General features: G+C 61.2%; 27 protein-coding genes and 1 pseudogene. 17 read left to right on the forward strand and 11 right to left on the reverse strand.

Annotation, left to right across the window (positions count from 1 at the left end):
* Nucleotides 1-64: 64 nt before the first annotated feature.
* Nucleotides 65-1,378, reverse strand: a complete 1,314-nt coding sequence (gene dctA / locus CAG22_RS21150) for a C4-dicarboxylate transporter DctA (protein ID WP_025339496.1) — start codon at nt 1,376-1,378, stop codon at nt 65-67.
* A gap of 73 nt (nt 1,379-1,451) precedes the next feature.
* On the reverse strand, nt 1,452-2,531 hold the full coding sequence (locus CAG22_RS21155) for a 4-oxalomesaconate tautomerase (RefSeq protein WP_025339497.1): 1,080 nt from the start codon (nt 2,529-2,531) through the stop codon (nt 1,452-1,454).
* Between the two features lie 147 nt (nt 2,532-2,678).
* Here CAG22_RS21155 and CAG22_RS21160 point away from each other — a divergent pair, with 147 nt between their 5' ends.
* Nucleotides 2,679-3,572 (forward strand): LysR family transcriptional regulator, encoded by an 894-nt coding sequence (locus CAG22_RS21160; RefSeq protein WP_013972231.1) that lies wholly within the window; start codon nt 2,679-2,681, stop codon nt 3,570-3,572.
* A 60-nt stretch (nt 3,573-3,632) separates the two neighbouring features.
* On the opposite strand, the gene tcuB is transcribed toward CAG22_RS21160, so the two are convergent.
* The 3 genes from tcuB to CAG22_RS21175 all read right to left on the reverse strand — a co-directional run bounded on the left by tcuB (nt 3,633) and on the right by CAG22_RS21175 (nt 7,318).
* The gene (gene tcuB, locus CAG22_RS21165) at nt 3,633-4,814 is read right to left on the reverse strand and encodes a tricarballylate utilization 4Fe-4S protein TcuB (protein ID WP_085706104.1); all 1,182 of its coding nucleotides are present in this window, start codon (nt 4,812-4,814) and stop codon (nt 3,633-3,635) included.
* The gene (gene tcuA, locus CAG22_RS21170; protein ID WP_085706105.1) at nt 4,795-6,249 is read right to left on the reverse strand and encodes an FAD-dependent tricarballylate dehydrogenase TcuA; all 1,455 of its coding nucleotides are present in this window, start codon (nt 6,247-6,249) and stop codon (nt 4,795-4,797) included. Before tcuA ends, tcuB begins: the two co-directional genes overlap by 20 nt.
* A gap of 148 nt (nt 6,250-6,397) precedes the next feature.
* Nucleotides 6,398-7,318: a LysR family transcriptional regulator gene (locus tag CAG22_RS21175; RefSeq protein WP_025339500.1), complete on the reverse strand. Its 921-nt coding sequence runs from the start codon at nt 7,316-7,318 to the stop codon at nt 6,398-6,400.
* A 426-nt stretch (nt 7,319-7,744) separates the two neighbouring features.
* Between CAG22_RS21175 and CAG22_RS21185 the strand changes: the two genes are divergently transcribed.
* From CAG22_RS21185 to CAG22_RS21205, 6 genes and pseudogenes are all read left to right on the forward strand, one after another.
* On the forward strand, nt 7,745-8,101 hold the full coding sequence (locus tag CAG22_RS21185; protein WP_085706107.1) for a metalloregulator ArsR/SmtB family transcription factor: 357 nt from the start codon (nt 7,745-7,747) through the stop codon (nt 8,099-8,101).
* Between the two features lie 2 nt (nt 8,102-8,103).
* A pseudogene (locus tag CAG22_RS28785) lies at nt 8,104-8,208 on the forward strand (arsenical resistance protein ArsH); the annotation flags it as partial.
* Between the two features lie 23 nt (nt 8,209-8,231).
* Nucleotides 8,232-9,236 carry an ArsJ-associated glyceraldehyde-3-phosphate dehydrogenase gene (locus tag CAG22_RS21190; RefSeq protein WP_085706108.1) on the forward strand — a complete coding sequence of 335 codons (1,005 nt, stop codon included), beginning with the start codon at nt 8,232-8,234 and terminating at the stop codon, nt 9,234-9,236.
* 9 nt (nt 9,237-9,245) lie between these two features.
* On the forward strand, nt 9,246-10,490 hold the full coding sequence (gene arsJ, locus CAG22_RS21195; protein WP_085706109.1) for an organoarsenical effux MFS transporter ArsJ: 1,245 nt from the start codon (nt 9,246-9,248) through the stop codon (nt 10,488-10,490).
* A gap of 563 nt (nt 10,491-11,053) precedes the next feature.
* Nucleotides 11,054-11,647, forward strand: coding sequence for a GNAT family N-acetyltransferase (locus CAG22_RS21200; protein ID WP_170929327.1), 594 nt, complete (start codon nt 11,054-11,056; stop codon nt 11,645-11,647).
* Entirely contained in the window at nt 11,644-12,003 is a 360-nt protein-coding gene (locus CAG22_RS21205; protein WP_025339506.1) for a cupin domain-containing protein, read from the forward strand. Before CAG22_RS21200 ends, CAG22_RS21205 begins: the two co-directional genes overlap by 4 nt.
* Before the next feature lie 145 nt (nt 12,004-12,148).
* Here the strand turns inward: CAG22_RS21205 and CAG22_RS21210 are convergent, their stop codons facing one another.
* Complete coding sequence (locus CAG22_RS21210) at nt 12,149-12,634, reverse strand: glycine zipper domain-containing protein (RefSeq protein WP_085692986.1); 486 nt, start codon at nt 12,632-12,634, stop codon at nt 12,149-12,151.
* Nucleotides 12,635-12,995: 361 nt separating this feature from the next.
* Nucleotides 12,996-13,691: a DUF2238 domain-containing protein gene (locus CAG22_RS21215; protein WP_085706110.1), complete on the reverse strand. Its 696-nt coding sequence runs from the start codon at nt 13,689-13,691 to the stop codon at nt 12,996-12,998.
* A gap of 223 nt (nt 13,692-13,914) precedes the next feature.
* Here CAG22_RS21215 and CAG22_RS21220 point away from each other — a divergent pair, with 223 nt between their 5' ends.
* Nucleotides 13,915-15,135 carry a zinc-dependent alcohol dehydrogenase gene (locus tag CAG22_RS21220; RefSeq protein ID WP_085706111.1) on the forward strand — a complete coding sequence of 407 codons (1,221 nt, stop codon included), beginning with the start codon at nt 13,915-13,917 and terminating at the stop codon, nt 15,133-15,135.
* A gap of 288 nt (nt 15,136-15,423) precedes the next feature.
* Here CAG22_RS21220 and CAG22_RS21225 read toward each other — a convergent pair whose 3' ends face one another.
* Nucleotides 15,424-15,657, reverse strand: coding sequence for a PLDc N-terminal domain-containing protein (locus CAG22_RS21225; protein ID WP_004376302.1), 234 nt, complete (start codon nt 15,655-15,657; stop codon nt 15,424-15,426).
* 186 nt (nt 15,658-15,843) lie between these two features.
* Here CAG22_RS21225 and CAG22_RS21230 point away from each other — a divergent pair, with 186 nt between their 5' ends.
* From CAG22_RS21230 to CAG22_RS21260, 8 genes are all read left to right on the forward strand, one after another.
* Nucleotides 15,844-16,347, forward strand: a complete 504-nt coding sequence (locus CAG22_RS21230) for a CinA family protein (RefSeq protein WP_075045505.1) — start codon at nt 15,844-15,846, stop codon at nt 16,345-16,347.
* A 24-nt stretch (nt 16,348-16,371) separates the two neighbouring features.
* Entirely contained in the window at nt 16,372-16,878 is a 507-nt protein-coding gene (locus CAG22_RS21235) for a hypothetical protein (protein WP_085706112.1), read from the forward strand.
* A gap of 9 nt (nt 16,879-16,887) precedes the next feature.
* On the forward strand, nt 16,888-17,331 hold the full coding sequence (locus CAG22_RS21240; protein ID WP_025339511.1) for a DUF421 domain-containing protein: 444 nt from the start codon (nt 16,888-16,890) through the stop codon (nt 17,329-17,331).
* Nucleotides 17,332-17,478: 147 nt separating this feature from the next.
* Entirely contained in the window at nt 17,479-17,943 is a 465-nt protein-coding gene (locus tag CAG22_RS21245) for a hemerythrin domain-containing protein (RefSeq protein WP_025339512.1), read from the forward strand.
* Nucleotides 17,943-18,188 (forward strand): hypothetical protein, encoded by a 246-nt coding sequence (locus tag CAG22_RS21250; protein WP_025339513.1) that lies wholly within the window; start codon nt 17,943-17,945, stop codon nt 18,186-18,188. Before CAG22_RS21245 ends, CAG22_RS21250 begins: the two co-directional genes overlap by 1 nt.
* 45 nt (nt 18,189-18,233) lie before the next feature.
* Complete coding sequence (locus CAG22_RS28555) at nt 18,234-18,377, forward strand: hypothetical protein (RefSeq protein WP_155951623.1); 144 nt, start codon at nt 18,234-18,236, stop codon at nt 18,375-18,377.
* Between the two features lie 86 nt (nt 18,378-18,463).
* On the forward strand, nt 18,464-19,573 hold the full coding sequence (locus CAG22_RS21255; RefSeq protein ID WP_085706113.1) for a mechanosensitive ion channel family protein: 1,110 nt from the start codon (nt 18,464-18,466) through the stop codon (nt 19,571-19,573).
* Between the two features lie 26 nt (nt 19,574-19,599).
* The gene (locus CAG22_RS21260) at nt 19,600-20,028 is read left to right on the forward strand and encodes a hypothetical protein (RefSeq protein WP_013972202.1); all 429 of its coding nucleotides are present in this window, start codon (nt 19,600-19,602) and stop codon (nt 20,026-20,028) included.
* A gap of 18 nt (nt 20,029-20,046) precedes the next feature.
* Here the strand turns inward: CAG22_RS21260 and xth are convergent, their stop codons facing one another.
* Together xth and CAG22_RS21270 are read right to left on the reverse strand one after the other, a co-directional pair.
* Nucleotides 20,047-20,841, reverse strand: coding sequence for an exodeoxyribonuclease III (gene xth / locus CAG22_RS21265; RefSeq protein ID WP_085706114.1), 795 nt, complete (start codon nt 20,839-20,841; stop codon nt 20,047-20,049).
* Entirely contained in the window at nt 20,838-21,080 is a 243-nt protein-coding gene (locus CAG22_RS21270) for a hypothetical protein (RefSeq protein WP_003257678.1), read from the reverse strand. Before CAG22_RS21270 ends, xth begins: the two co-directional genes overlap by 4 nt.
* 292 nt (nt 21,081-21,372) lie before the next feature.
* Between CAG22_RS21270 and CAG22_RS21275 the strand changes: the two genes are divergently transcribed.
* The gene (locus tag CAG22_RS21275; RefSeq protein ID WP_085706115.1) at nt 21,373-21,603 is read left to right on the forward strand and encodes a hypothetical protein; all 231 of its coding nucleotides are present in this window, start codon (nt 21,373-21,375) and stop codon (nt 21,601-21,603) included.
* 472 nt (nt 21,604-22,075) lie between these two features.
* Here CAG22_RS21275 and CAG22_RS21280 read toward each other — a convergent pair whose 3' ends face one another.
* Nucleotides 22,076-22,690, reverse strand: a complete 615-nt coding sequence (locus tag CAG22_RS21280; protein ID WP_085692981.1) for a hypothetical protein — start codon at nt 22,688-22,690, stop codon at nt 22,076-22,078.
* Between the last annotated feature and the right edge of the window lie 581 nt (nt 22,691-23,271).

A 23,271-nucleotide genomic window follows, 5' to 3' on the forward strand; every position in this document is an offset into this window, starting at 1 on the left:
CCACTCGGCATCGCCGGGATGCTGAGTGGGATTTTAAGTCAACAATGGGAGATGGAAGAGGATTTCAGCTGTGATGCCGAGGCTCGGCAGACCAGTCGGCCTGCGCAATATCCGCCTCGTCCGGTGCAGCCGGAATGCCGTTCAGGCGGCGCAGCAAGGTTTCCCGTTCACAGGCATTCTCCGACAGCGAGATGACCACGGTGGCCACGGCGTTGCTGGCCAGGCTGGTCAGGGCACGCGCCTCGGACATGAAGCGATCGATGCCGATCAGCAAGGCAAGCCCTGCCAACGGGATGTCGTGAATGACGGTCAAGGTCGAAGCGAGTGCAACGAAGCCACTACCGGTCACACCCGCTGCGCCTTTTGACGACAACAGCATGATCGCCAGCATCGTCACCGTCTGGCCCAGGCTCAGGTCGATGTTGCAGGCTTGAGCGATGAAGACTGCCGCCAACGACAGGTAGATGGCTGTACCGTCGAGGTTGAAGGAGTAACCGGTTGGCAATACCAACCCGACCACGCCTTTCTTGCAGCCCAATTTCTCCAGTTTCTCCAGCATGCGTGGCAGCACGGGCTCGGTGGACGAGGTGCCGAGCACCACCAGAAACTCCTCGCGGAAATAGCGCAGCAGCTTCCACAGGCTGAAGCCGTGAGCACGGCAGATACCACCGAGCACCACCAGCACGAAGAACGCACAGGCGATGTAGAGCGTACCGACCAGCTTGGCCAGTGCCCCCAGGGACGTCACGCCGTACTGCCCGACGGTAAAGGCCAGCGCACCGAAGGCGCCGACCGGGGCGAAGCGCATCAGGTAGCCAAAGATGCGAAACACCATGGTCGAGGCAGATTCCAGCACATCGAGTACCGGCTTGCCCTTCTCGCCCATGGACGACAGGGCAAAACCGCTGAGCACCGCGATGAACAGCACCGGCAACACTTCGCCCTTGTTGAACGCCCCGATGAAGGTGTCGGGAATGATGTGCATGAAGAAGTCGACCACGCTGAGCTTTGCGGCAGACGCGGCGTACTGGCCGAGCCCCGCGGTGCTTAGCGTGGCAGGGTCGATGTTCATGCCGACACCTGGGCGGAACAGGTAAACCGCTGCCAGGCCGATCATCAGGCTGATGACGGTCAATACCAGGAACAGCAGCAAGGTCTTGCTCATCAAACGCCCGAGGGAGCGCTTGTCGGTCATCCCGGCGATACCGGTGACGATGGTGCAGAAGACCACCGGCGCGATCATCATCTTGATCAGCTTGATGAACGCATCACCCAGGGGCTTGAGCGCAACGGCCTGTTGCGCCCAGAAGTGACCGACCACCACGCCCAGCAGGACGGCGCAGAGGATCTGGAAGTACAGCGATTTGGCGAGTCTCATGAGGCATCACCCATTGTTGAAATTGTGCGGATGCGCTTGTTGCGAATGTACAGGTCTGGACTACCGCCTGGGCCTACCCCGCCAACCTGCGGAATGTAGGCGCGTAAACGAAGCCTGAGAACAGCCGCCGGGCGGTTCGCACCACAGAGGCCTGAATCGTCTTGCCATCCGCGCCGCTGCGTGACAGCGCGACATCGATACCGCCGCTTGGGTGTTCCAGGCGTACCTCGGCCAGTTGCTCGGCGCCCTCGCCCAGCAGTTCGCCGATCACCGTACCCGGGCTGACGCAGGCAGTCGCCAGCCCTATCGCTCCGGTGATGGCCAAGGCGCGGTGGCAGTTGTGCGGCATGAAGTAGCGGACCTGCAACGTGCCGTCATAACGGGGCTTGGACACCAGAACAGGCTTGGGAATGACCATACCGCTGACATCACCCAGGCCCATGGCCTTGCCGGCCTTCAGGCGCAACGCCTCGAGGCGCTCGAGCAGTTCGCCGTTGGCGTCGAGTTCGGCCGGGGATTCCGAGCCGGTGACGCCCAGCTGGCTGGCCTCCACCACCATCATCGGCATGGCCATGTCGATGCAGGTGACCGCAACGCCGTCGATCACATCCTTGGCCTTGCCGGTCGGGAACAGCTTGCCGGTCTTGCTGCCGACCGCGTCGAGGAAGGTCAGGTGCACCGGAGCGGCAGTGCCCGGTACGCCATCGATCGCCGTGCGGCCTTCATAGCGCACGATGCCGCCGGGGGTTTCCACCAGCGAATTGACGAAAGTGCCGGTGTTGAGGTTGCGAATACGCACCAGCGTCTTGCCGTCCTGACCTTTGACAAGACCTTGCTCGATGGCGAACGGGCCAACGGCGCACAGCATGTTGCCGCAGTTGGGCGCGGTATCGACCCGGCGCTGGGCGACCATGACCTGCACGAACAGGTAGTCGACGTCGGCGTCGGCATGCAGCGAGGGGCTGACAATCGCTACCTTGCTGGTCTGCGGGCTACCGCCACCGATGCCGTCGATTTCCAGTTCATGCCCGGCACCCATCAGGTTGATCAGCAATTCGTCGCGTTCGACCACATTGGCAGGAAGGTCCCATGCATGGAAAAAGGGGCCCTTGGAGGTGCCACCGCGCATGAGTACGCAAGGAATTCGTTGCATGATTTCGCACTCTTGTTGATCAATGGACATCATTGATGCTGTGGACAAAAGATTGACAGGGATGGATAAATCAATCAAATGCAAATATCGTAGCTATTATTGCGATCCAAGCATCAATTCAGAACTGACTGCCAAGAGCGATCCGAGATGGAATATGAGCTGCAAGACATACGATCTTTCGTGAAAATCGCCGAACTCGGCAGCTTCCACGAAGCCGCAGAAGCGTTGCACCTGTCGCAGCCCGCCTTGAGCCGGCGGATCAAGAAGCTCGAGGAAGGCTTGGGCACTTCGTTGCTGGAACGCACTACTCGTCGCGTCAGCCTGACCAGCGTCGGGCGTGACTTCCTGCCCAAGGCCAGGCGCCTGCTGGATGACTTCGAAGACTCGATCCTGAGCATTCGCGAACTCGCAGAACGACAGACCGGTCAGGTAACCCTCGCCTGTATTCCGACTGCAGCGTTCTATTTCCTGCCGTCGGTGATCCGTGACTACAACGAGCAATACCCCAAGATCCGCATTCGTCTGCTGGATCTCAGTGCCAACGACGGGCTCGAAGCCGTGCTGCGGGGTGAAGCCGATTTCGGCATCAACATGATGAGCGGCCAGCACCCGGACATCGAGTTCGTCTCCCTGGTACAGGAACATTTCGTCCTGGCCTGCCGCAGGGACCACAAGCTGGCGAACCGTGAGGCCGTCACCTGGACAGAACTGGCCGACTACCGCCTGATCGGCGTAGGCCGGCTTAGCGGTAACCGGATGCTGCTGGACCATGCCCTGTCCGGGCTCAACCTGCGGCCCAAGTGGTTCTACGAGGTTCAGCACCTGTCCACCTCGCTGGGCATGGTCGAGGCCGGGCTGGGCGTATCGGCCATGCCTAGCCTGGCCATGCCCAGCGCCGACCACCCGACGCTGGTCAGCGTGCCGCTGATCGAACCCCAGGTAACCCGTACCCTTGGTTTGGTCTACCGCAGAGGGGCGTCGCTGTCGCCGGCAGCGGAGAAGTTCGTGTCGATCCTGCTGGACAAGTGGCCCAACCGTTGAACGAAATGCCTTGCTTCCGGCTCGGCACGGCGCAGGGGAAATACAGGCTGAGTTCATGGTTCACTCCCCGCCCAGGCCCAGCTTGTTGGGCCGGCGCTTCTCGATTGCAAACTTGAGCAGTGCCGCGCTGCGGAACAGGCCATGGGCAAACTTGCCATAGGGCAGCGTGATGAACAGCGCCATCACCGTCCCCAGGTGAAGCGCCAGCACGATCGCCATCGCTGCGGTATCACGCAGGCCCAGCAAGGCAAGGCCTGTGGCGCTGACCAACAGCAGAAGCAGAATGAAGGCCCGGTCCATGGGGCGCTGGGCCACATCGCCCTGCTCCGGCGCCCTGCGCAGGTTCAGCGCCAGCAACCCGGCAGGCCCGACAATCAAGCCAATTCCGCCCAGGGTTCCGAGCAACACCGGTGCACTCAGCAGCGGGTACGGCGCCTGCTGGCCCAGCAGATAGTGATACCCGGTGGCGACCACCGTGGCGGCAAAGCACAGCATGAAGCCGTAGAAGGTGAAGTGATGGAAGCGACGGCGCCAGAGCGTGTAGCGATCATCGGCGTTGTTGCAACCTTGGCCGTGCCCGCCGTCCAGGTATTTCAGGGTCAACGCCGCGCTTGATGCCTCAAGCACAGCCCCTTTTGCCGGTTGCGCCAGCGCCTCGGCAGGCGAGACCGAACGCCAGAAGCGACGTACCGCCACCGCCAGAGCCAAGCCTGCAGCGACAAAGACGCTACCGAACATCAGCGCCAGGGTGTTGTGCGGGAAGACCGCATAGAAATTCCCAGCCAACCGCCCGGGCAGCAGCGTGCCGTTGACGAACAAGGTCAGCAGCAGGAACAGCGACAAGGCTGCGGCCAATGCACTGGCGACATAGGTGCCGTTGTGCCTGTACAGCCGCCCGAAGAGGGCCGGCCAGGCGTACTCGGCGTATGTCTGCCCGCGCACCTTGGCCATCGCCTGGGGCACGTTCACCGCGAATTCGTGGGGCTGCGCGTACTGGCAGGCATGCAGGCAGGCGCCGCAGTTGTGGCACAGGTTGGCCAGGTAATGGATATCTGCCTTGCCGAACTCCAGCCTGCGGGTCATCGCCGGGAAAACGGCGCAAAAGCCCTCGCAGTAACGGCAGGCATTGCAGATCCGCATTTGCCGGTCCACTTCCTGCTCCTCGACGTTCAACACCGGGATCAGTTCGAGGGCCGGCCCGGCGGTGTCAGGCTGGCGTGGCTCAGGCAGTTGCGCAGTCATGGCTCTTCTCTTTTTCTGGATGTTCGTAACCCGCCGCCGCAGCAGCGCTGGTTCCGGCGATACGGCCGAAGGCGGTGCCGATGGACATGCCGACGCCTGCGGTGTAGCCCTTGCCCAGTACATTGCCCGCCATCATTTCACCGGCAACGAACAGGTTCGGGCTGGGACGCCCGTCGAAATGGACGGCGGCGGTTTCATCGGTGCGCAGCCCCAGGTAGGTGAAAGTCACGCCAGGGCGCAGCGGGTAGCCGTAGTAGGGGGGCGTATCGATCGGGCGCGCCCAGTGGCTTTTCACCGGTTCCAGGCCAACGGTGTGACAGTCGTCCAGCCGGGTGTGGTCGAAAGTGCCCACCTGGCAGGCTCGGTTGTAGGCATGCACGGTTTCGAGGAAGGCCTGCACAGGCAAACCGAGCAGGCCGGCCAACGCCTCCAGGCTATCGGCGGTGGCGCCCGGGAAAACCGGTGGCATGAAGCGCCCGAGGGCTTTCTGGTCGATGATAGAGAACCCCACCTGCCCAGGCTGATGCGCCACCAGGCGCCCCCAGATGGCATAGCGCTTGGGCCAGAAATCCTCGCCTTCATCGTAGAAGCGCTGGCCATCGCGGTTGACCACCACGCCCAGCGACACACAATCGATGCGCGTGCAGATGCCGCCGTCGTACAACGGCGCACGAGCATCGATCGCCACCATGTGCGCCTGGGTCGGGTCGCCAATCGTGTCGGCGCCCTGTTCGATCATGCGGCGCAACAGCACACCGTCATTGAAACGCGTACCACGGATAAGGAAGTTGTCCGAAGGCCACTCCCCTCGCTCGTTCTGCCCCCACGCCTCGCGCAACCATTGGCGGTTGGACTCGAAACCACCGGCGGCAAGCACACAGGTACGCGCCTCGATGCGCTCGGCAGGCAGGTGCCGCCCCTGAACCTCGCGCGCAGGCACATGGGCCGCAACGAAGCGTCCGTCCTGCAGTTCTATGTCGGCTACGGGGGTGTCGTAGCGTATCTGTACGCCAAGGTTTTCGGCGCTGCGAAAATAGGCATTGACCAGCGCCTTGCCGCCGCCCATGAAGAAGGCGTTGGTCCGTGCGGTGTGCAGCGCACCTGACAATGAGGGCTGGAAATGCACGCCATGCCGGCGCATCCACCCACGGCAGCTGGAGGATGCGCGAATCACCAGGCGCGCAAGCTTTTCGTTGGTCTGGCCACCTGTGACCTTCAGCAGGTCCTGCCAGAACTCCTCTTCCGGGTACGCCTCGAGCAGTACGTCCTGGGGGCCATCATGCATGCACCGCAGGTTACGCGTGTGTTGTGAGTTGCCACCACGCCAGGCGCGGGGTGCGGCCTCGAGCAGCAGCACGCTGGCTCCGGCCTCTCGCGCCATCAGCGCGGCACAGAGGGCGGCATTGCCCCCTCCGATGACTAGCACATCGATCATTTCGCCTCCAGATCACGAAGAGCCGAATGTTCGGCTGCTCCTCGTGACCGGGGACTTTAATGAGCGCCCGCAGACCGCGAAACGCGATGGTCGGGGGGAGGCATTCAGTTTTTCTAAAGGGGCTGGATGAGCGTACCCAGAATCCGGGTCAAAGCAGCCGGGCCCCAGGCCATCGGCCCTGTTCCACCAGATCCCGAGCGACTTCCTGCAGTACGATCCGCGTTGCCAACGCTGCCGGCGAGAGCTCGTCATCGGTCAGGCTGACAATGACATTGCGACGCTGCGCCTGTGCTTCATCGATGGCAAACACGCGCAAGCCCGCCTGATGCGCCCGGGCCACCGTCGCGCCGGGCTGGATGGTGGCGGCATGGCCCGCACACACGCAATCCATCAACAGCGACAAACCATCGACTTCCATGACGATGCTGGCCTCCAGCCCTGCCCGCTCGAAAATCGAGCGCAACGTCGTTCGCAGACCGTGTTGCGTGCTTGGCATAACCAACGGCAGCGTCGCGATCTGTTGCAACGTGAGCGACTCGCCCCAGCCGTCCTTGACCAGTGGCGCGGGAACCAGCACGAACAGCCGCTCCGTCAGAAGCGCCCGTACCTCCAGCCGCGGCCCCGTCTCTGCCTGGAACAGCACCGCCAGGTCGAGGTGCCGGGCATTGAGTTGGTTCATCAGATAGCCAGACAGCATTTCCACCAGGTGCAACCGGATGTCGGGATAGCGTTCGCGCATCCTGTCGATCAACGCCAAGCCAAGGATCGATGCAGTGGTCGGTGCCAGCCCCACGCTGGCATAGCCGCTCATGCGACCACTTTGTGCCGCCAGGACAGCATGCTCCGCCTGACGAAGCGCCAGGCGCGCATGGTATTCGAAGGCCAGTCCGGCCGCGGTCGGCGCTACGCCGGTGCTCGAACGCGTCAAAAGCCGGGTACTCACCTCGCTCTCCAGCTTCGACAGTTGCTGGCTCAGTGCGGAGGCGCCGACCCCGAGCTCGACCGCCGCCCGGCCAAGACTGCCGTACTCCAGAACACTCAGGAAATAGCGAAGCTGACGTAACTCCATACAGATCTCTTCAACGATGGGGGCAGGCCTGGAGCATGTTAAACGTATTTGCACAGCGTGGGCGGTCAAGCCTTGATCGACAGGACGCTACGGTGGAACGGACTGGCCCGCCCTCATGGAACTGCATATAGCTGGATGATTGAGCAGGGACTCTGTGGGAGCGGGCGTGCCCGCGAACACCGGCGCAGCCGGTGCCAACCACCGCGTTGAATTCTTCGCGGGCACGCCCGCTCCCACAGAGGCCACGTCGCGCTTGCGAATTGAGTTCTCTGCGCGACAGCGCAGCCCAAAGGGCTGGGCGATCTCCTGCAAGGCCTTCTTTTCGTCTGCAGGAATCAATCTGACAGGCCTTGCAATACATGCGAAAAATCGTATATTTGAAAAACCATATATATCAAGCATGAAAAGCAAACACCGAGAACTGCCATGACTGACTCGCTGACCCCGACCCAGGTCTTCAAATGCCTCGCCGACGAGAACCGCATTCGGATGATGCTGCTGATCGCTCGCGAGGAAGAGCTGTGCGTCTGTGAACTGATCTGCGCCCTGGAAGAAAGCCAACCCAAGGTTTCTCGCCACCTCGCACAACTGCGCACCTGCGGCCTGCTTGAAGACCGCAGGCAGGGCCAATGGGTTTACTACCGCCTGCATCCAGAGCTGCCCGCCTGGGTACGCGATGTCCTGGTAACCACGCTGGAAGCCAATCGCGAATGGTTGAGCACCAGCGCCAAACGACTGGACACCATGGGTGACCGCCCACAGCGTGTCGCTACCTGCTGCTGACCACTGCCAAGTTGCGCGACCGCGCCGACTACCTCGTCGACCGCTACTCCGAGCGCCAGGAGTCGGCCGAGGAACTGTCCAGGCGTGTCAATCAACGATCCATCTGAAGTCACAATTCGGGAACAAGACCATGGCAATCAAAGTAGGCATCAATGGGTTTGGCCGTATCGGTCGCCTGGCGCTGCGCGCGTCCTGGGGCTGGCCGGAATTCGAATTCGTCCAGATCAATGACCCGGCCGGCGACGCCGAGACCCACGCCCACCTGATCAACTTCGATTCGGTCCACGGCCGCTGGCAGCGTGAAGCCGGGGCAGAAGGCGACTCGGTGGTGATCGAGGGCAAGCGCATCAAGGTCACCGCGAACAAGACGATCGCGGACACCGACTGGTCGGGCTGCGACCTGGTCATCGAGGCCAGCGGCAAGATGAAGTCGGTAGCGGTGCTCCAGGCCTATCTGGATCAGGGCGTCAAACGCGTGGTGGTCTGCGCTCCGGTGAAGGAGAAAGGCGCGCTGAACGTGGTGATGGGCGTCAACCAGCACCTGTTCGACCCGGCGCAACACCGTATCGTCACCGCCGCTTCCTGCACCACCAATTGCCTGGCCCCGGTGGTCAAGGTAATTCACGAGCACCTGGGCATCCGTCACGGCTCGATCACCACCATCCACGACCTGACCAATACCCAGAGCATCCTCGATACACCACACAAGGACCTGCGTCGTGCCCGTGCCTCAGGCATGAGCCTGATCCCGACCACCACAGGCTCGGCCACCGCAATCGCCGAGATCTTCCCTGAGCTGCGCGGCAAGCTGAATGGTCACGCTGTGCGTGTACCGCTGGCCAACGCCTCGCTCACCGACTGCGTGTTCGAGGTGGAGCGCGAGACGACGGTTGACGAGGTCAATGCGCTGCTGAAAGCCGCTGCCGAAGGGCCGCTCAAGGACATCCTGGGCTACGAAGAACGCCCTCTGGTGTCCATCGACTACCGCACCGATCCACGGTCTTCGATCATCGACGCGCTGTCCACCATGGTGGTCAATGGCACCCAGGTGAAGATCTACGCCTGGTACGACAACGAGTGGGGCTACGCCAACCGTGCAGCTGAACTGGCACGCTTGGTCGGCGCAGCGGAGTAACCGGCGATCATGAAGGCGTTGTCAGCCCTGCCTGCACAAGTGCGTCAGTACCTGCTGGTTACCGGCAACTACTGGGCCTTCACTCTCACCGACGGCGCATTGCGCATGTTGGTGGTACTGCACTTCCATTCACTGGGCTACACGCCGCTGCAGATTGCGGCGCTGTTCCTGTTCTACGAAGTGTTCGGCGTGATCACCAACCTGGTGGGCGGCTACCTCGGCGCCCGTCTGGGGCTCAACCGCACCATGAACATCGGCGTGGGCATGCAGGTGCTGGCCTTGCTGATGCTCACGGTGCCGGCAGCCTGGCTGACAGTGCCTTGGGTGATGGCGGCACAGGCGCTGTCCGGCATCGCCAAGGACCTGAACAAGATGAGCGCCAAGAGCTCCATCAAGCTTCTGGTGCCGGACAGCCAGCAAGGCACCCTGTACAAGTGGGTAGCCATTCTCACCGGTTCGAAAAACGCGCTAAAGGGCGTGGGCTTCTTCCTTGGCGGTGCCCTGCTCGCCCTGCTCGGCTTCACCCTGGCGGTGCTGGCCATGGCGGCGGTACTGGCATTGATCTGGATCGGCAGCCTGATCCTGCTGAAGAAAGACCTGGGCAAGGCCAAGGCCAAACCGAAGTTCCGCGACATGCTGTCCAAGAGCCGGGCCATCAACATTCTCTCGGCCGCACGGCTGTTTCTCTTTGGCGCCCGCGACGTCTGGTTCGTCGTGGCTTTGCCGGTATATCTGAGCACGGCTTTTGGCTGGGACTTCTGGCTGGTCGGCGGCTTCCTGGCTGCCTGGATAATCGGCTACGGCATCGTCCAGTCGCTTGCGCCCCACATCACTGGCAAGAAACGCGGCCATGTGCCCGACGGTCGCGCAGCCTTCATCTGGGCGATTGCCCTTGCCGGGCTGCCGGCGCTTATCGCCCTTGGCCTGTCGGCAGGCTGGTCGGCGCAGGTGGTGCTACTGGGCGGGCTGATGCTGTTCGGCGTGCTGTTCGCCGTGAATTCGTCGCTGCACAGCTACCTGATCGTCAGCTATGCCAAGGAAGACGGGGTATCGCTGGATGTGGGCTTCTATTACATGTCCAACGCGCTAGGGCGGCTGGTCGGTACGCTGCTTTCCGGTTGGGTATTCCAGGCTTACGGGCTTGGAGCCTGCCTGTGGATCTCCACAGTATTTGTTCTGCTGGCTGCCCTGATTTCTATCGCATTGCCAAGGCATGCTGCCGGGGTGCTCCAGGCTAGCGAAGAGAAAAGGTAAAGGGTGATCCACAGCTGCCCACAATCGATCCTTGGCTGTCGTTCTGCCCAACAGAAATCATTGTGGGAGCGGGTTCACCCGCGAACACCGGCACAGCCGGTGCCATCCACCGCGGCGCCTGCTTCGCGGGTAAACCCGCTCCCACAGAGTACGCGTCGCGCTTACAAAATCAGTTAGACCCAGCGCGGACACTGATCCACGCTCTGTTGCTTGTACCGGCCTCTTCGCAGCACAAGGCTGCTCCTACAAAGTACGTGTCAGACGAGCGATATTTGTTCTCTGCGCGACAGCGCAGCCCAAAGGAGCTGGGCAATCTTCCTCGGGAATATCACCAGCCTTCATGCATGCGCTGTACCTGTGGGAGCCGCGCTTGCCGGCGATGGGCCGCGAAGCGGCCCCGGTTACAGATGCCGGCATGCCTCTGCGCATGGGACAGCGTCGCACACCGTGCTGACGGTGTTCGCCCACAGCATGATGGGCACCGTTCAACCCGCCTACCCTGCCTCCCTGCCAAAGGCGTAATCCTTGAAAACTGACCACCCGGTCCCATGGGAGCACTGTACATGCCTATCGACTTCAGGCCCGCTCAAGCCTCGGACGCGCACGATATTGCGCGCTTCTTTCAACTGACATCGGAGGGCATGGCCGATTATATATGGAGCAAGCTTGCTGCACCTGGGGAAGCATTGCTGAGCGTCGGTGCGTCTCGCTATGCCAGGGAACAGGGCGACTTTTCCTACAAGAACTGCCTGATGGCCACCTCCGAGGGGCGCGTCATCGGCATGATGCATAGCTATGCCTTGCGCGAGACCCCTGACAGGCCTGTCGAGACAGACCCGGTCCTCGCGCCTTATTCCGACATGGAAATACCCGACACCTTGTACATATCCAGCCTGGCCCTGGATGAGGCCTGGCGCAGCCAGGGGCTGGGCGTCCAGTTTCTTCGCCACGCCCAGCAGCGCGCCGAGGAGTCTGGCCTGAATGGGCTATGCCTGATCGATTATGCAGAAAACCACGGTGCACGCCGCTTCTACGAACGTCACGGTTTTCAAATTGTTAAAACTTGCCAGATCGTTCCGCACCCGATGCTGGGCGTAACCGGTGAAGCCTATTTGATGTATCGCCCTAACCAAAACGTGCTCGAGAAAAAGCCATGAACAAGAAACTGACCGTGTTCCGCGAACTGGATATCCAACCGATACGCGACCTTCCCTTTTTTGAAGAGGTGGTGGAAGGCACCCCTCATACGCTGACGTCCAAGTACTATCACGATGAACAGCAAGGTCGCATTTCCGGAGAATGGGAAGCCAGCACCGGAGCGTGGCGCATCGACTACAAGGTTTGGGAGTTCTGCCATGTCCTGAGTGGATGCTGCGTCATCGAGCTTGAGGGTTGCGCCCCCATCAAACTGGCCGCTGGCGACACGTTCATCATCGAACCGGGCGCCAAGGGTAAATGGACCGTGCTGGAAGACATGAAAAAGAACTTCGTGATCCTCTTGCCCGCGAACTAGGCACGGCAGGCCACAACAGCCCTCTGCCTCACGGCTGCGCTGTCGCGCATGGAACAGAGCCTTTGTGGGAGCGGCCTTGTGTCGCGAAAGGGCCGCAATGCGGCCCCAAGCAGGTAAAGAAAACAGCGTAACCGCCTCGGCGGGATCAGTCGTCGTGGCGGTGTTTGTTGCGCCAGCCGTAGTGATGGCCACGGTCGTGGCGGTGGCGACGCCAGCCCCGATCATCGTCATCGTCGTCATAATCACGATAGCGATGCCCGCTCTCGTCATCGTATTCCCGGCCCATGTGGTTGCCCAAGGCACCACCCACACCGCCACCGGCTGCTGCGCCGATCATGCTGCCAGTGGTGCCGCCCATCTGGCGACCCACCACGTTACCGCCAGCTGCACCCAGTGCGCCGCCGATGGCCGCCTCGCCACGGCTGTGCTTGTCGGCACCCACCGCACCACCGGCCGCGCCACCCAGGCCCGCGCCGATTGCCGAGCCGGTGCTGCCGCCGATCGACTGGCCGACGACCGAGCCCAATACTCCACCCAATGCGCCACCTATACCTGCTCCGGTATTGCCGCCTGCCGACGCAACGCCGCTCAGCAGACCAAGTGACAACAAGAGAATCGAGGAGTACTTCATATGTGAAAGCCTCAGAGGGATACGGAGGCGATCCTGAGGCTCTGCACAGGGCCTTACAATGGAAATCCGACGAGTGACACGACTTGGAGAAATTCTCCAAGTTACTGTTTTCCCAACGGAAACTTTAGGGATTTTCGCTGGTCACAGGCTGATTGCGAAAGGCCTTTCCAGTGATGGAGAGGCCTTTTGAAGTTCTGATCGCGCTGGATACTGCCTGCTGGCCTTGTAGGAGCGGCCTTGTGTCGCGAAAGGGCTGCGAAGCAGCCCCAGCAACTTATGCGTCTGCGCCGAAACCCTGGGGCTGCTTCGCAGCCCTTTCGCGACACAAGGCCGCTTCTACACAGCGATAAGTCCTGCCCCGTCAGCCGTGCCCGTCCTCCAGACACACTACCCTTCTGCCCCAAAGCTTGCGTGACCCAAACCACTGGATCAACAAGGTGAAAAGTGCGCCGAGCAAAGCCAAGGCCATGTCCTTTTGCGCATCCCAAGGGTCTTGCTGGGTCGCGACAAAGGCTTGTGCCTGGTCATCACCCAGGTATTGGCCACCTATCCACTCCAGCAGCTCGTACAGCGCCGATGTGGCGAGGACGAAGGAAACAGTACACAACGCCAACCAGCCGCCTCGCAACCGGGCCTGGCGCTGGAGCAGCTCCCTGATCGGCAGGACGAACAAAAGGCCGTAACTCAGATGCACCAGACGATCGAACTGGTTGCGCTGCCAGCCCATCCAGGCATTCAGAGAGTGGTCGGTAAGCGCACGCAGCCAAGCGTCATAGGGGACTTTGGCATAGGTAAAATGCGCTCCTAGCTCGTGAATCGCCAGCATCACCATGATTGCCAGGTAGGCATGCCAAGAAAAGCGCCAATAGCGGCTGGTTGCAGCCAAGGTGAGCAGGAGTGCCAGCGGCAAAACGTTTTCCAGCCACCAATCTGCACGGTCATGCGGCGCAACCCCCGAGGCAAGCACCATCAACGTGGCCGATGCCAGCACACCCGCAACCTGCCTTGGCGTGGCCGACGGGGCAAAGCTTGTTTGCGACGCTGGATTATTGTTCATGGCTTTACGCTCGGCTTGAGCACGGTTGAGCCTGACAGGGCAGCTAAAGTTTCCTCCGGTAGCTGTTTTCAGCTGATGCCATGTCACCCCCAGCGACTTCGTTACGTTGGCTGGGGCCGGTTGCACTGAAACTTGCCAGTGGATGATTCCAGCTGAACTTTACCTCCCCCCTTGGCTTCCCCTGCATAGACCACCCGGACCCGCCTCTGCAGGAGATGAACCAATGAGAGCACTGACATACCACGGAACCCAGGACGTCAGGGTCGAAAATGTCCCCGACCCGATCATCCAGGACGAGGACGACATCATCCTCCGAGTCACCGCTACCGCCATCTGCGGCTCCGACCTGCACCTCTACCATGGCAAGATTCCACAGACCGAGCCGGGTGATATCTTCGGCCACGAGTTCATGGGCATCGTCGAAGATACCGGCCGCGGGGTCACCAACCTGCAGGTCGGTGACCGCGTGGTGATTCCCTTCGTGATCGCCTGCGGCAGCTGCTTCTTTTGCCAACTCGACCAGTTTGCCGCTTGCGAAACCACCAACACCGGCCGCGGTGCAATCATCAACAAGAAAGGCATCCCGCCCGGGGCCGCACTGTTCGGCTACAGCCATCTGTATGGCGGCGTGCCCGGCGGCCAGGCGGATTTCGTGCGGGTGCCCAAGGCCAACGTCGGCCCGTTCAAGGTGCCTACCGCCCTGCCGGACGACAAGGTGCTGTTCCTCTCGGATATCCTGCCAACAGCCTGGCAGGCCGTTACCAATGCGCAGGTCGGCCCCGGCTCGACAGTAGCCATTTATGGCGCCGGGCCAGTCGGCCTGCTGAGCGCAGCCTGCGCGCGCATGCTGGGCGCCCAGACCATTTTCATGGTCGACGACAATGACTACCGCCTGGCGTTCGCTCGCGATGCCTACGGTGTGGTGCCGATCAACTTCGAGCAGGATGATGACCCGGCCGACAGCATCATCCGCCTGACCCCAGGCATGCGCGGCGTGGACGCCGTCATCGACGCGGTCGGTTTCGAGGCCAAGGGCAGTACCACCGAAACGGTACTGACCACGCTGAAGATCGAGGGCAGCAGCGGCAAGGCGCTGCGCCAGAGCATCGCCGCGGTGCGCCGGGGCGGCGTGGTCAGCGTGCCTGGAGTCTATGCGGGCTTTATCCACGCCTTCATGTTCGGTGATGCCTTCGACAAGGGCCTGACATTCAAGATGGGCCAGACCCACGTGCAGAAATTCCTTCCTGAACTGCTCGAACATATCGAGGCCGGGCGCCTGGAACCGGAACTGATCGTCACCCACCGTCTGGCCCTGGAAGAAGCGGCGTTGGGTTACAAGTTGTTCGACCAGAAGCAGGACGACTGCCGCAAGGTCATCCTCGTGCCGGGCGCTGCCGCCGGTACATTGGGACCTGACCATGCATTCGGGGGGATACAGCGATGATCGAACTGCCCATGACTCATTGAATTAGCAGGGAACCTGTGGGAGCGGCTTTAGCCGCGAACACCGGCGCAGCCGGTGCCATGCACCGCGGTGAATTCTTCGCGGCTAAAGCCGCTCCCACAGGTTACGCGGACCGCTTGCGTTGCGTTTCATCACGAGCTGTTTTCTGCGCAGTGGAATCATGGGACGTGCCAGTTGACCCATCAGGACGCTGCGCATCATTGTCCCGTTCCTCTTCACCTTGGGTTCCGCTGCGAGGTGTCTCCGATCCTTTCTTCATTTCCCCTCCTACCCCTTGCTATGTTCAGGCGACGACGGCCCGGTACCGCGTTTGATTCCACGCGGTCCAAGCACGCCCCAGATGGCAAGGCCGACAATGGGCAGCGCCAACAGCAACAGTGCCCACATCGCCTTCGTCACATCGCTCTTGTCACTGCGGAAAACACTGACGATGGCCCACAGATCGAGCAACACAATGATCGCCGCCACCGCGATCCAGAAATACGTCACAGGCTCGGTCATGATCGCTTCTCCTCTGTTGTTCCGGCAGCAGCGCGAGGTCCGCACCGCCGCCCTCCTACCTAGAGGAAGCCGGCGAACGGAACAAAGTTCAGGAAGCTTTCCCCACCATTGATGGGTGGTACACAAGCAATGAACCAATCCCGCAGGAAACACGTCCACCAAAAAACAACGCACGAGTGACCGGCCATGACGACCGACCCCGTACTCGAGGCCCTTGATTACCTCAAGGCCCACAAGCTGGTACTGACCACCGCAGAATCCTGCACGGCCGGTGCCATGGTTGCGCTGCTGGCAGCAGTGCCGGGGACCGGTGAGGTACTGGAAAGCGGCTACGTGGTGTACTCGCCAAGTGCCAAGAAACGCCTGCTCGGCGTCAGCCCGCAGACTATCGAACGCTACGGCCTGACCAGCGAGGCGGTAGCCTGGGAGATGGCGCTCGGCGCTTTGAAAGACAGCGACGCCACCGTCGCCATCGCCAGCACGGGTGTTGCCGGGCCGGAGCCGCAGGGTGCCATCGCCCCGGGCACGGTGTGCTTTGCCTGGGCCTTTGCCGGCGAGCCCTTGGCCGTGTTCACTCGCAGCCAGCGCTTTTTTGGCGAGCGCGCGGAGGTAATCCGCCAAGGCGCGCTTTACGGGTTGTCGCACCTGGCCCATTACCACCAACGCTGGCTGCGCGGTGAGCGCGCCTGAGGGGCTACGTGAGGGGCTACGAGCATGGACGAAGACGAGCTGGCTTCAAGGCACCACCCCGTCGAAGAAGACATGCGAATGCAGCAGCGGGTCTGGCGTTTCGAACGGGTGGGATGGTACGCGCTGGTGCTGGTCGTGCTGCTGGGCCTGGCCGGGTTGTTCGGCAACGGTCCGCTCAGTGACGCCCAGCTCATGAGTGAGGACGGCCGGGTGCATGTGGAGTATCAGCGCCTCAGCCGCAGCGGCACCACCGACAACCTGCGCATCACGGTTCGCGGTACTGCCAGGGAGCCTGTGATGTTGTTGCTCGGGGGGACCCTGCTACGCGAAGCCAGCATCGAAACGCTGCAGCCAGAGCCGCAAGTGTCGCGTTCCCATGGCAGGTCGCTTCTGCTCCAGCTCGGCACCAGCAAGGAGGGTATCGCCACCCTTTACCTGACCCTGCGCAGCGAATACGTCGGTACTCTCGAAGGTGTTGTCAGCGCGGGCCCGGACAGCACAGTGCATTTCTCGACCTTTCTTTACCCGTAGGAGCGCGCCATGGACTCCATTCTCCGTGCGACAGGCATGTACATCGCGCTGATGCTGCTGTTTCGCGTGGCTGGCAGGCGCTCGCTGGCAGACTTGACCACCTTCGACTTCGTCCTGCTGCTGATCATCGGCGAAGCAACCCAGCAGGCATTGCTCGGCGAGGACTTCTCGTTCACCAACGCCATGCTGGTGATCGCCACACTGATCGTCCTGGATGTCGGCCTTTCGCTGGCCAAGCTCAACTCCAGGCGCCTGGCCCGGCTGGTCGACGGCCACGCGACACTGGTCGTGGATCATGGGCGCTTTCTCCACCACCGAATGCGGCGGGCGCGGCTGACCGAAGACGACATTCTCGAATCGGCGCGGGACAGCCAGGGCATCGAAAGCGTCGGGCAGATCAAGTTCGCCATCGTCGAGCGCAACGGCAAGATCTCGATCATCCCGCAGGAGTGACCCTGCCGGGCCGGTGCAACCTGCGTGGTTCCTTGCGGGTGCAGCCTTCGCGAAACCAGTACGTTGATCATCCGCTTTGAACCTTGGCGCGCGGGCCCTACTCCATCGAAGGCAATCGTGATTTTTCCAGCCCCTAAGAGGTGTTGCATGAACGCTATCGATTTGTTGATCCAGGACCATGAGCTGGTGAAGAAGCTGCTGGAGGAACTGTCCTCCACCACTGAGCGCGCAGTGAAGAAGCGCGCCGAGTTGCTCGAACGCATCAAGCAGGAAGTGAGCATCCACACCGCCCTGGAAGAAGAGCTCCTGTACCCGGCCATCAAGCAGGCCGGCGGCAAGGAAGAAGCGAAGATGTATTACGAAGCCAAGGAAGAGCACCGCACCGTCGACTCGCTGGTGCTGCCGGACCTGCTGCAAACCGAGACCGGTACCGTCGAGTTCGCCGGGCGGGTCAAGGTGATGAAGGAACTGTTGGAACACCATATCGAGGAGGAAGAAAGCGAGCTGTTCCCGACCGCCCGCAAGCTGCTGGGCAAGCAGGAGCTGGATGAGCTCGGCCAGGCCATGGAAGCGCAGAAGAAACTGCTCAAGGGCGAACAGCGTGCCGCGTGATGGAGGCCTGGATCGACTTTCTTGAATGGCCCGCCATGGTCCTGACGGTACTTGCCGCCTGGTGCATCGGCTCACGGCGCCCAGGCCGGCGCAAGCTGGGTTTCTGCTGCTTCATTGCCAGCAACGTGCTGTGGGCCGCCTGGGGGTGGCAGGCGCAAGCCTGGGCGCTGATCCTCCTCCAGGGCTGCCTGTGCGCCATGAACCTGCGAGGCTGGAAGAAAAACACTGCCGTGGAGTCGGGTTGAAAGCCCGGTTCCATGCCTGAAAGCCCAACGGCGAGGAGCCAGACCATGATCGAACCCAACACACCCGACCCGTACGTGGACGAAGTACCCCACAACCCAGGCGAGCCTGTGCCTGAACAGGAACAGGAGCAGCAAGCGCCCGACTGGCCCGAAGGCCAGGTGCCGCCAGAGGAGCAGTCCGACGGCTGAGGCTCACCTAACGAGTGGCGTTGCCTGCTTCGCCGGCAATGCCGCTCCCCCAGTCACCCAATCCTGCGCAAGGAGGCAAGTGTCCCATGAGTGATCGCATCATCGCCTTGTTCACCGATACCACACTGTTCGGAGTTTCCGTTCTCAATTTGTTGCTGGCACTGACGGTAGCGCTGCTGACATTCCTCGTGGCGCGGGCGACCATCAGTTTCATGCTGCATCGGGTCAGGCGCTGGTCCGAGCATGACGGCGCGTTCAGCCAGGTGCTGGCCAAGGTGCTCGCCGGAACCAGCAATTTTCTGCTGTTCCTTGCCTCGCTGCTGGTGGGCCTGAGCATGCTCGACCTGCCCGAGCGCTGGCTGACCCGGGTCGGTAGCCTGTGGTTCGTGGTGGCGGCATTGCAGATCGGGCTGTGGGCCAACCGCGCCATCGGCCTGGGCCTGAGTCGCTACTTCGCCCGGCATCGCACCGACGGTTTGAACCAGGGCAGCGCGCTGGCCACGCTGTCGGCATGGGGCGCGCGGGTGCTGTTGTGGTCAGTGGTGCTGCTGGCAATGCTGTCCAACCTGGGCGTGAACATCACCGCCTTCGTCGCCAGCCTGGGGGTAGGCGGTATCGCTGTTGCACTGGCCGTGCAGAACATCCTCGGCGACCTGTTCGCCTCGTTGTCCATAGCCGTCGACAAGCCGTTCGAGGTGGGCGACTTCATCGTCATCGGCCCGCTGGCCGGCACGGTGGAGCACGTAGGGCTGAAGACTACACGCATCCGCAGCCTGGGCGGCGAGCAGATCGTCATGGCCAATGCCAGCATGATCAGCAGCACCATCCAGAACTACAAGCGCCTGCAGGAACGACGGATCGTGTTCGAGTTCGGCCTGTCCTACGACACGCCAACCGAGGCCGTGAAGAAAGCACCCGCCATTGTCGAGGAAGCGATCAGGGCACAGCAGCAGGTGCGCTTCGACCGTGCCCACCTGCGCGGCTTCGGCAAGGAGGCGCTGGAATTCGAGTGCGTGTATATCGTCAAGGACCCCGGCTACAACCTGTACATGGACATCCAGCAAGCGATCAATTTCCACCTGCTCGAGCGCTTCTCGAAGGTGGGTGCAAAATTCGCCGTACCGGTACGCGCGATCAAGGTCACGGCCTTGCCAGAGGAATCGAAGCGCGGGTCTCAAAGTATTCACGTGGGGTAACCCGCCCCCGTGCATGTCAGCGCTCCATGCATTCCGTCGATTTCACGGCACGCCCGTGGGTGATGCAGGCCGAACAGAAGGTGACCAACCCGCAACGGAGTATCGCCATGAAGATCATGAAGCCTCATTCGTTACTGCTCGCGCTGTGCCTGGGGCTCAGCGCACCTGTGGTGCTGGCAGCCACCGACCTGAACGATCAGCGTGCTCCTGGGACGCAGCCGCATGACAGCGGGCACATGAACAACCAAGGCGGAGCGACCGGCTCCGGCACGCCTGCGGATGCCATGGGGACAGGTTCCGGCGGAACCGATGGCAATGACACTGACAATACCGGTGGCGATGGCACCACCGACCGATCCGGTAGTGACCGCAGTGGATCGGAACGCGGCACCGGGACGGGTAGCGGGACCGGAGGCTCTGGTGGTTCGGGCTCCAGCGGTGGTTCCGGTAGTTGAAGGTTCGCTCGAATTGCCCTATGGCCGGCGACGCGTGCCCAGCTCGATCCAGACGGGCGCATGGTCGCTGGCCTTGGGTTCGTTACGCACCCAGGCATCGACACCTGCCCGTTTCAGGTAAGGCGCGAGCTCGGGGTTGAGCAGCAGGTGGTCGATACGCAACCCGGCGTTGCGGACCCAGTGGTTGCGGAAATAATCCCAGAAGGTGTAAATGCGTTCGTCCGGATACAAATGGCGAATGGCATCGACCCAGCCTTGCTGCAGCAGTTTCTGGTAGCACGCACGTGATTCGGGCTGCAGCAGCGCGTCCTTCATCCAGGAGCGCGTGTCGTAGATATCCATATCGGTTGGCACCACATTGAAATCGCCCGCCAGCACCGCGGGATGGCCACCGTCATGCAACCCTTTGACATGCTCGATCAGGCTCTCGAACCAGCGGAGCTTGTAATCGAATTTCGGCCCCGGTTGCGGGTTGCCGTTCGGCAGGTACAGGCAAGCCACCAGCACCCCGTGCACCGCGGCTTCGAGGTAGCGGCTCTGGTTGTCGTCCTCCATGCCAGGCAGGCCACGCCGTACTTCCAGTGGTTCGCTGCCTCGCGACAGAATGGCCACACCGTTCCACGAAGGCTGCCCTTGATAGAGGCTGCCGTACCCCGCCGCTTCCAGCGCTTGGTGAGGAAACTGCTGATCCGCCGCCTTGAGTTCCTGCAGGCAGGCGATGTCGGGCTTTTCCCGATCCAGCCAAGCCAGCAGTGCCGGCAGCCGGCTACGAATGCCGTTGATGTTGAACGTGGCAATCTTCAGCGCTTTCATGCGTCGGGGTCGCTGACATGGGCCTGCACGGCATCTTCCAGGGCGCGCACATGGGCGTCATCGGCCAATGCCTTGAGTGCCAGCCAGTCGTCCCAATCGATGGCGCCATCGTCACGCAGCGCCTCGGCGGTGCGCAGCAGTTCATGGTGGTAGGCATCCGGCGACTCACGGCGGTAACTGATGTCGTCGTATTGGGCGTACCAGGCTTCGAGCTCAGGGATGCTGCGTTCAATGCTCATAAGGGAGCCCTCACGGTGTCCTTTGCATTAAGAACCTCAACCATGCAGCGACGTTCAGATCCAACGCTGATCGCTACGTTCAATGATCAAGCGGATCGATATCCTGGATCACTGAGCATCGTTTTTCATTGAATCACCGCACCGTCACCATTAGCTCCACAAGCAACATCTGGAGCGGGTACATGGCCTCCCCCATTTTCAACTCAATGAGACAAGGCGCTGATGTAGCGGACCTTGGCGATAGCGTTTCCATCGTTTCGTGCGCAGCCATCGACGCCCTGGGGCTTGCACCATGAACTGCGGCCCATTCTGGGTGATCGTTTTCTTCGTGCTCATCAACAACGGCTGCTCGCTGCTGGGCTTCGGTGAAGGCTCGGTGGGAGGTGTGGCGCGGAGTATCGAGTCGCGAACGGAAATCACCATCGCCACCACGCTGCAACGAGCGCAAAAAACCAATGCAGGCGGCCTGCCGCCTGACAATGGGCAGCTGCTACCGGCGATATTTCAATTGGTTCGCGCCTGACCCGTCAGCGGATGGGGCTGGTTCGCAATCTTGGTAGAAGTGAAAGTCCTGAAATTTCTCGACTGCCTGTTCCGGCCCTTTCGCGGGCACGCCCGCTCTCATAGAACTGCACATAACTCATTGAATTAGCAGGGACTCTGTGGGAGCGGCTTTAGCCGCGAATACCGGCGCAGCCGGTGCCATGCACCGCGTTGGATTCTTCGCGGCTAAAGCCGCTCCCACAGGGTACACGTACTGTTTGCGGATTCAGTTCTCTACGCGACAGCGCAGCCCAAAGGACTGGGCGATATCCCACAGAACTGCGCGGGACCTTGTGGGAGCGGGCGCGCCCGCGAAGAGGCCGGATCAGGTGACACATCACTTCGGGCCTTTACCAACCGCCAGCCGAACCGCCCAGAGGCTGCGCATGAAACGAGCTCGCCGCGAACCAGGTTTCCCGGTTCGCGGCGTAATTGAAGCGTTACTCAGGCAATCAGGTAGGAATGCCTGCCAGTCGCCAGACAGGCGCCGGAACCGGTTCAGCCTGGCTGCGGTTGCGTGCCCACTGGGTCAGGGCAGCCATCATGGCGAAGCCAAGCAGGATCAGTACCGGATAAGCCAGCAGCAACTCGGTCAGCGAGTATTTCCAAGCCAGTGGCCGGCCAACGCCCAGCATCGCCGCATACAACCAGGACACACCTGACAGTGCGCCGGAGAACAGTGCGAACATCCGCACGCCAAAATTAAGGTCCAGCAAGTTGCCCGCTTTGAGCAGGGCAGGCAATACATAACGATGCAACAGCATGCCATTGAAGGTCAGCAACATGACAATAATGACCTTCGCTTGAAGTTTCGGATTGGCAAAATAGTTCATACCTTTATCGAGGTAGTCAATTCCAATCACTGCGGCGCCCGTGAGCCACAAGAATATCAGGGCATTGGCCACGGACTTCTGCAAGCTCGTCATATGCTTACTGTCATGCCCGGCCTCTTTTTGACCTTTCAACAAGTTCCTGACCATCTCGGCGTCACTGGCGAATACCAGGCCGATGGCAATGCAACAGGCCAGTAAATGAACGTAAATCACCGACAACCGCACCAGCTCCATGGATTCTTTCTGCCCGAACAGGCTAATAATTGTATTAATCTCCACGACGTTTTCTCCACGTAATGCGTTAGCGCTAGATGACCTTGCAATAGGCGTGCGAACGATTTAATCGCAGCGGCAAAGCCAAATTCGAATCGTTAAATGAAAAAAGCAGATCATTATTCAATACACACGGCGGCTCACCCGAAGAGCCTCGGTTGGGCATGGCATTGCTCCACTATTCAGGAAAAAAAAAGCCCCATGAGCATCCCTGCGATGCCGATGAGGTTGAACGTCCATAAGTTCTGGGGGAAAGGCGCGAGGTGCAATCACATTGAAGGCACCTACTGGCAAATAGGAGTCAGCGTCGCCCAAATCGTTCATTTCTCGAGCAAAACGACCGACAGGCGGTACACTAAATCAAGTTAGTTAGTTTGCTAAGTTGTTGTAATTTGACCGAGTGGAAAGTTTTATCGACAACTGGATCCAAACTTAGCAAGTGACTTTGAATGCTCTATTCCGCTGTTTCGCAGTTCTCGTTTTGCGGGTGGCCGTGACTGAAGTGCCATCAGTCAGGCCAAGACCAGACCCATTCCGATCGC

Origin of the sequence: Pseudomonas sp. B8(2017), assembly GCF_002113575.1 — a bacterium.
Classification (GTDB): domain Bacteria; phylum Pseudomonadota; class Gammaproteobacteria; order Pseudomonadales; family Pseudomonadaceae; genus Aquipseudomonas; species Aquipseudomonas putida_Z.

What these genes read in the sequence shown, in the direction of transcription:
- dctA (WP_025339496.1), bottom strand. Translation starts at nt 1,378, where the DNA reads ATGAGACTCGCCAAATCGCTGTACTTCCAGATCCTCTGCGCCGTCCTG.
- CAG22_RS21155 (WP_025339497.1), bottom strand. Translation starts at nt 2,531, where the DNA reads ATGCAACGAATTCCTTGCGTACTCATGCGCGGTGGCACCTCCAAGGGC.
- CAG22_RS21160 (WP_013972231.1), top strand. Translation starts at nt 2,679, where the DNA reads ATGGAATATGAGCTGCAAGACATACGATCTTTCGTGAAAATCGCCGAA.
- tcuB (WP_085706104.1), bottom strand. Translation starts at nt 4,814, where the DNA reads ATGACTGCGCAACTGCCTGAGCCACGCCAGCCTGACACCGCCGGGCCG.
- tcuA (WP_085706105.1), bottom strand. Translation starts at nt 6,249, where the DNA reads ATGATCGATGTGCTAGTCATCGGAGGGGGCAATGCCGCCCTCTGTGCC.
- CAG22_RS21175 (WP_025339500.1), bottom strand. Translation starts at nt 7,318, where the DNA reads ATGGAGTTACGTCAGCTTCGCTATTTCCTGAGTGTTCTGGAGTACGGC.
- CAG22_RS21185 (WP_085706107.1), top strand. Translation starts at nt 7,745, where the DNA reads ATGACTGACTCGCTGACCCCGACCCAGGTCTTCAAATGCCTCGCCGAC.
- CAG22_RS21190 (WP_085706108.1), top strand. Translation starts at nt 8,232, where the DNA reads ATGGCAATCAAAGTAGGCATCAATGGGTTTGGCCGTATCGGTCGCCTG.
- arsJ (WP_085706109.1), top strand. Translation starts at nt 9,246, where the DNA reads ATGAAGGCGTTGTCAGCCCTGCCTGCACAAGTGCGTCAGTACCTGCTG.
- CAG22_RS21200 (WP_170929327.1), top strand. Translation starts at nt 11,054, where the DNA reads ATGCCTATCGACTTCAGGCCCGCTCAAGCCTCGGACGCGCACGATATT.
- CAG22_RS21205 (WP_025339506.1), top strand. Translation starts at nt 11,644, where the DNA reads ATGAACAAGAAACTGACCGTGTTCCGCGAACTGGATATCCAACCGATA.
- CAG22_RS21210 (WP_085692986.1), bottom strand. Translation starts at nt 12,634, where the DNA reads ATGAAGTACTCCTCGATTCTCTTGTTGTCACTTGGTCTGCTGAGCGGC.
- CAG22_RS21215 (WP_085706110.1), bottom strand. Translation starts at nt 13,691, where the DNA reads ATGAACAATAATCCAGCGTCGCAAACAAGCTTTGCCCCGTCGGCCACG.
- CAG22_RS21220 (WP_085706111.1), top strand. Translation starts at nt 13,915, where the DNA reads ATGAGAGCACTGACATACCACGGAACCCAGGACGTCAGGGTCGAAAAT.
- CAG22_RS21225 (WP_004376302.1), bottom strand. Translation starts at nt 15,657, where the DNA reads ATGACCGAGCCTGTGACGTATTTCTGGATCGCGGTGGCGGCGATCATT.
- CAG22_RS21230 (WP_075045505.1), top strand. Translation starts at nt 15,844, where the DNA reads ATGACGACCGACCCCGTACTCGAGGCCCTTGATTACCTCAAGGCCCAC.
- CAG22_RS21235 (WP_085706112.1), top strand. Translation starts at nt 16,372, where the DNA reads ATGGACGAAGACGAGCTGGCTTCAAGGCACCACCCCGTCGAAGAAGAC.
- CAG22_RS21240 (WP_025339511.1), top strand. Translation starts at nt 16,888, where the DNA reads ATGGACTCCATTCTCCGTGCGACAGGCATGTACATCGCGCTGATGCTG.
- CAG22_RS21245 (WP_025339512.1), top strand. Translation starts at nt 17,479, where the DNA reads ATGAACGCTATCGATTTGTTGATCCAGGACCATGAGCTGGTGAAGAAG.
- CAG22_RS21250 (WP_025339513.1), top strand. Translation starts at nt 17,943, where the DNA reads ATGGAGGCCTGGATCGACTTTCTTGAATGGCCCGCCATGGTCCTGACG.
- CAG22_RS28555 (WP_155951623.1), top strand. Translation starts at nt 18,234, where the DNA reads ATGATCGAACCCAACACACCCGACCCGTACGTGGACGAAGTACCCCAC.
- CAG22_RS21255 (WP_085706113.1), top strand. Translation starts at nt 18,464, where the DNA reads ATGAGTGATCGCATCATCGCCTTGTTCACCGATACCACACTGTTCGGA.
- CAG22_RS21260 (WP_013972202.1), top strand. Translation starts at nt 19,600, where the DNA reads ATGCATTCCGTCGATTTCACGGCACGCCCGTGGGTGATGCAGGCCGAA.
- xth (WP_085706114.1), bottom strand. Translation starts at nt 20,841, where the DNA reads ATGAAAGCGCTGAAGATTGCCACGTTCAACATCAACGGCATTCGTAGC.
- CAG22_RS21270 (WP_003257678.1), bottom strand. Translation starts at nt 21,080, where the DNA reads ATGAGCATTGAACGCAGCATCCCTGAGCTCGAAGCCTGGTACGCCCAA.
- CAG22_RS21275 (WP_085706115.1), top strand. Translation starts at nt 21,373, where the DNA reads ATGAACTGCGGCCCATTCTGGGTGATCGTTTTCTTCGTGCTCATCAAC.
- CAG22_RS21280 (WP_085692981.1), bottom strand. Translation starts at nt 22,690, where the DNA reads ATGGAGCTGGTGCGGTTGTCGGTGATTTACGTTCATTTACTGGCCTGT.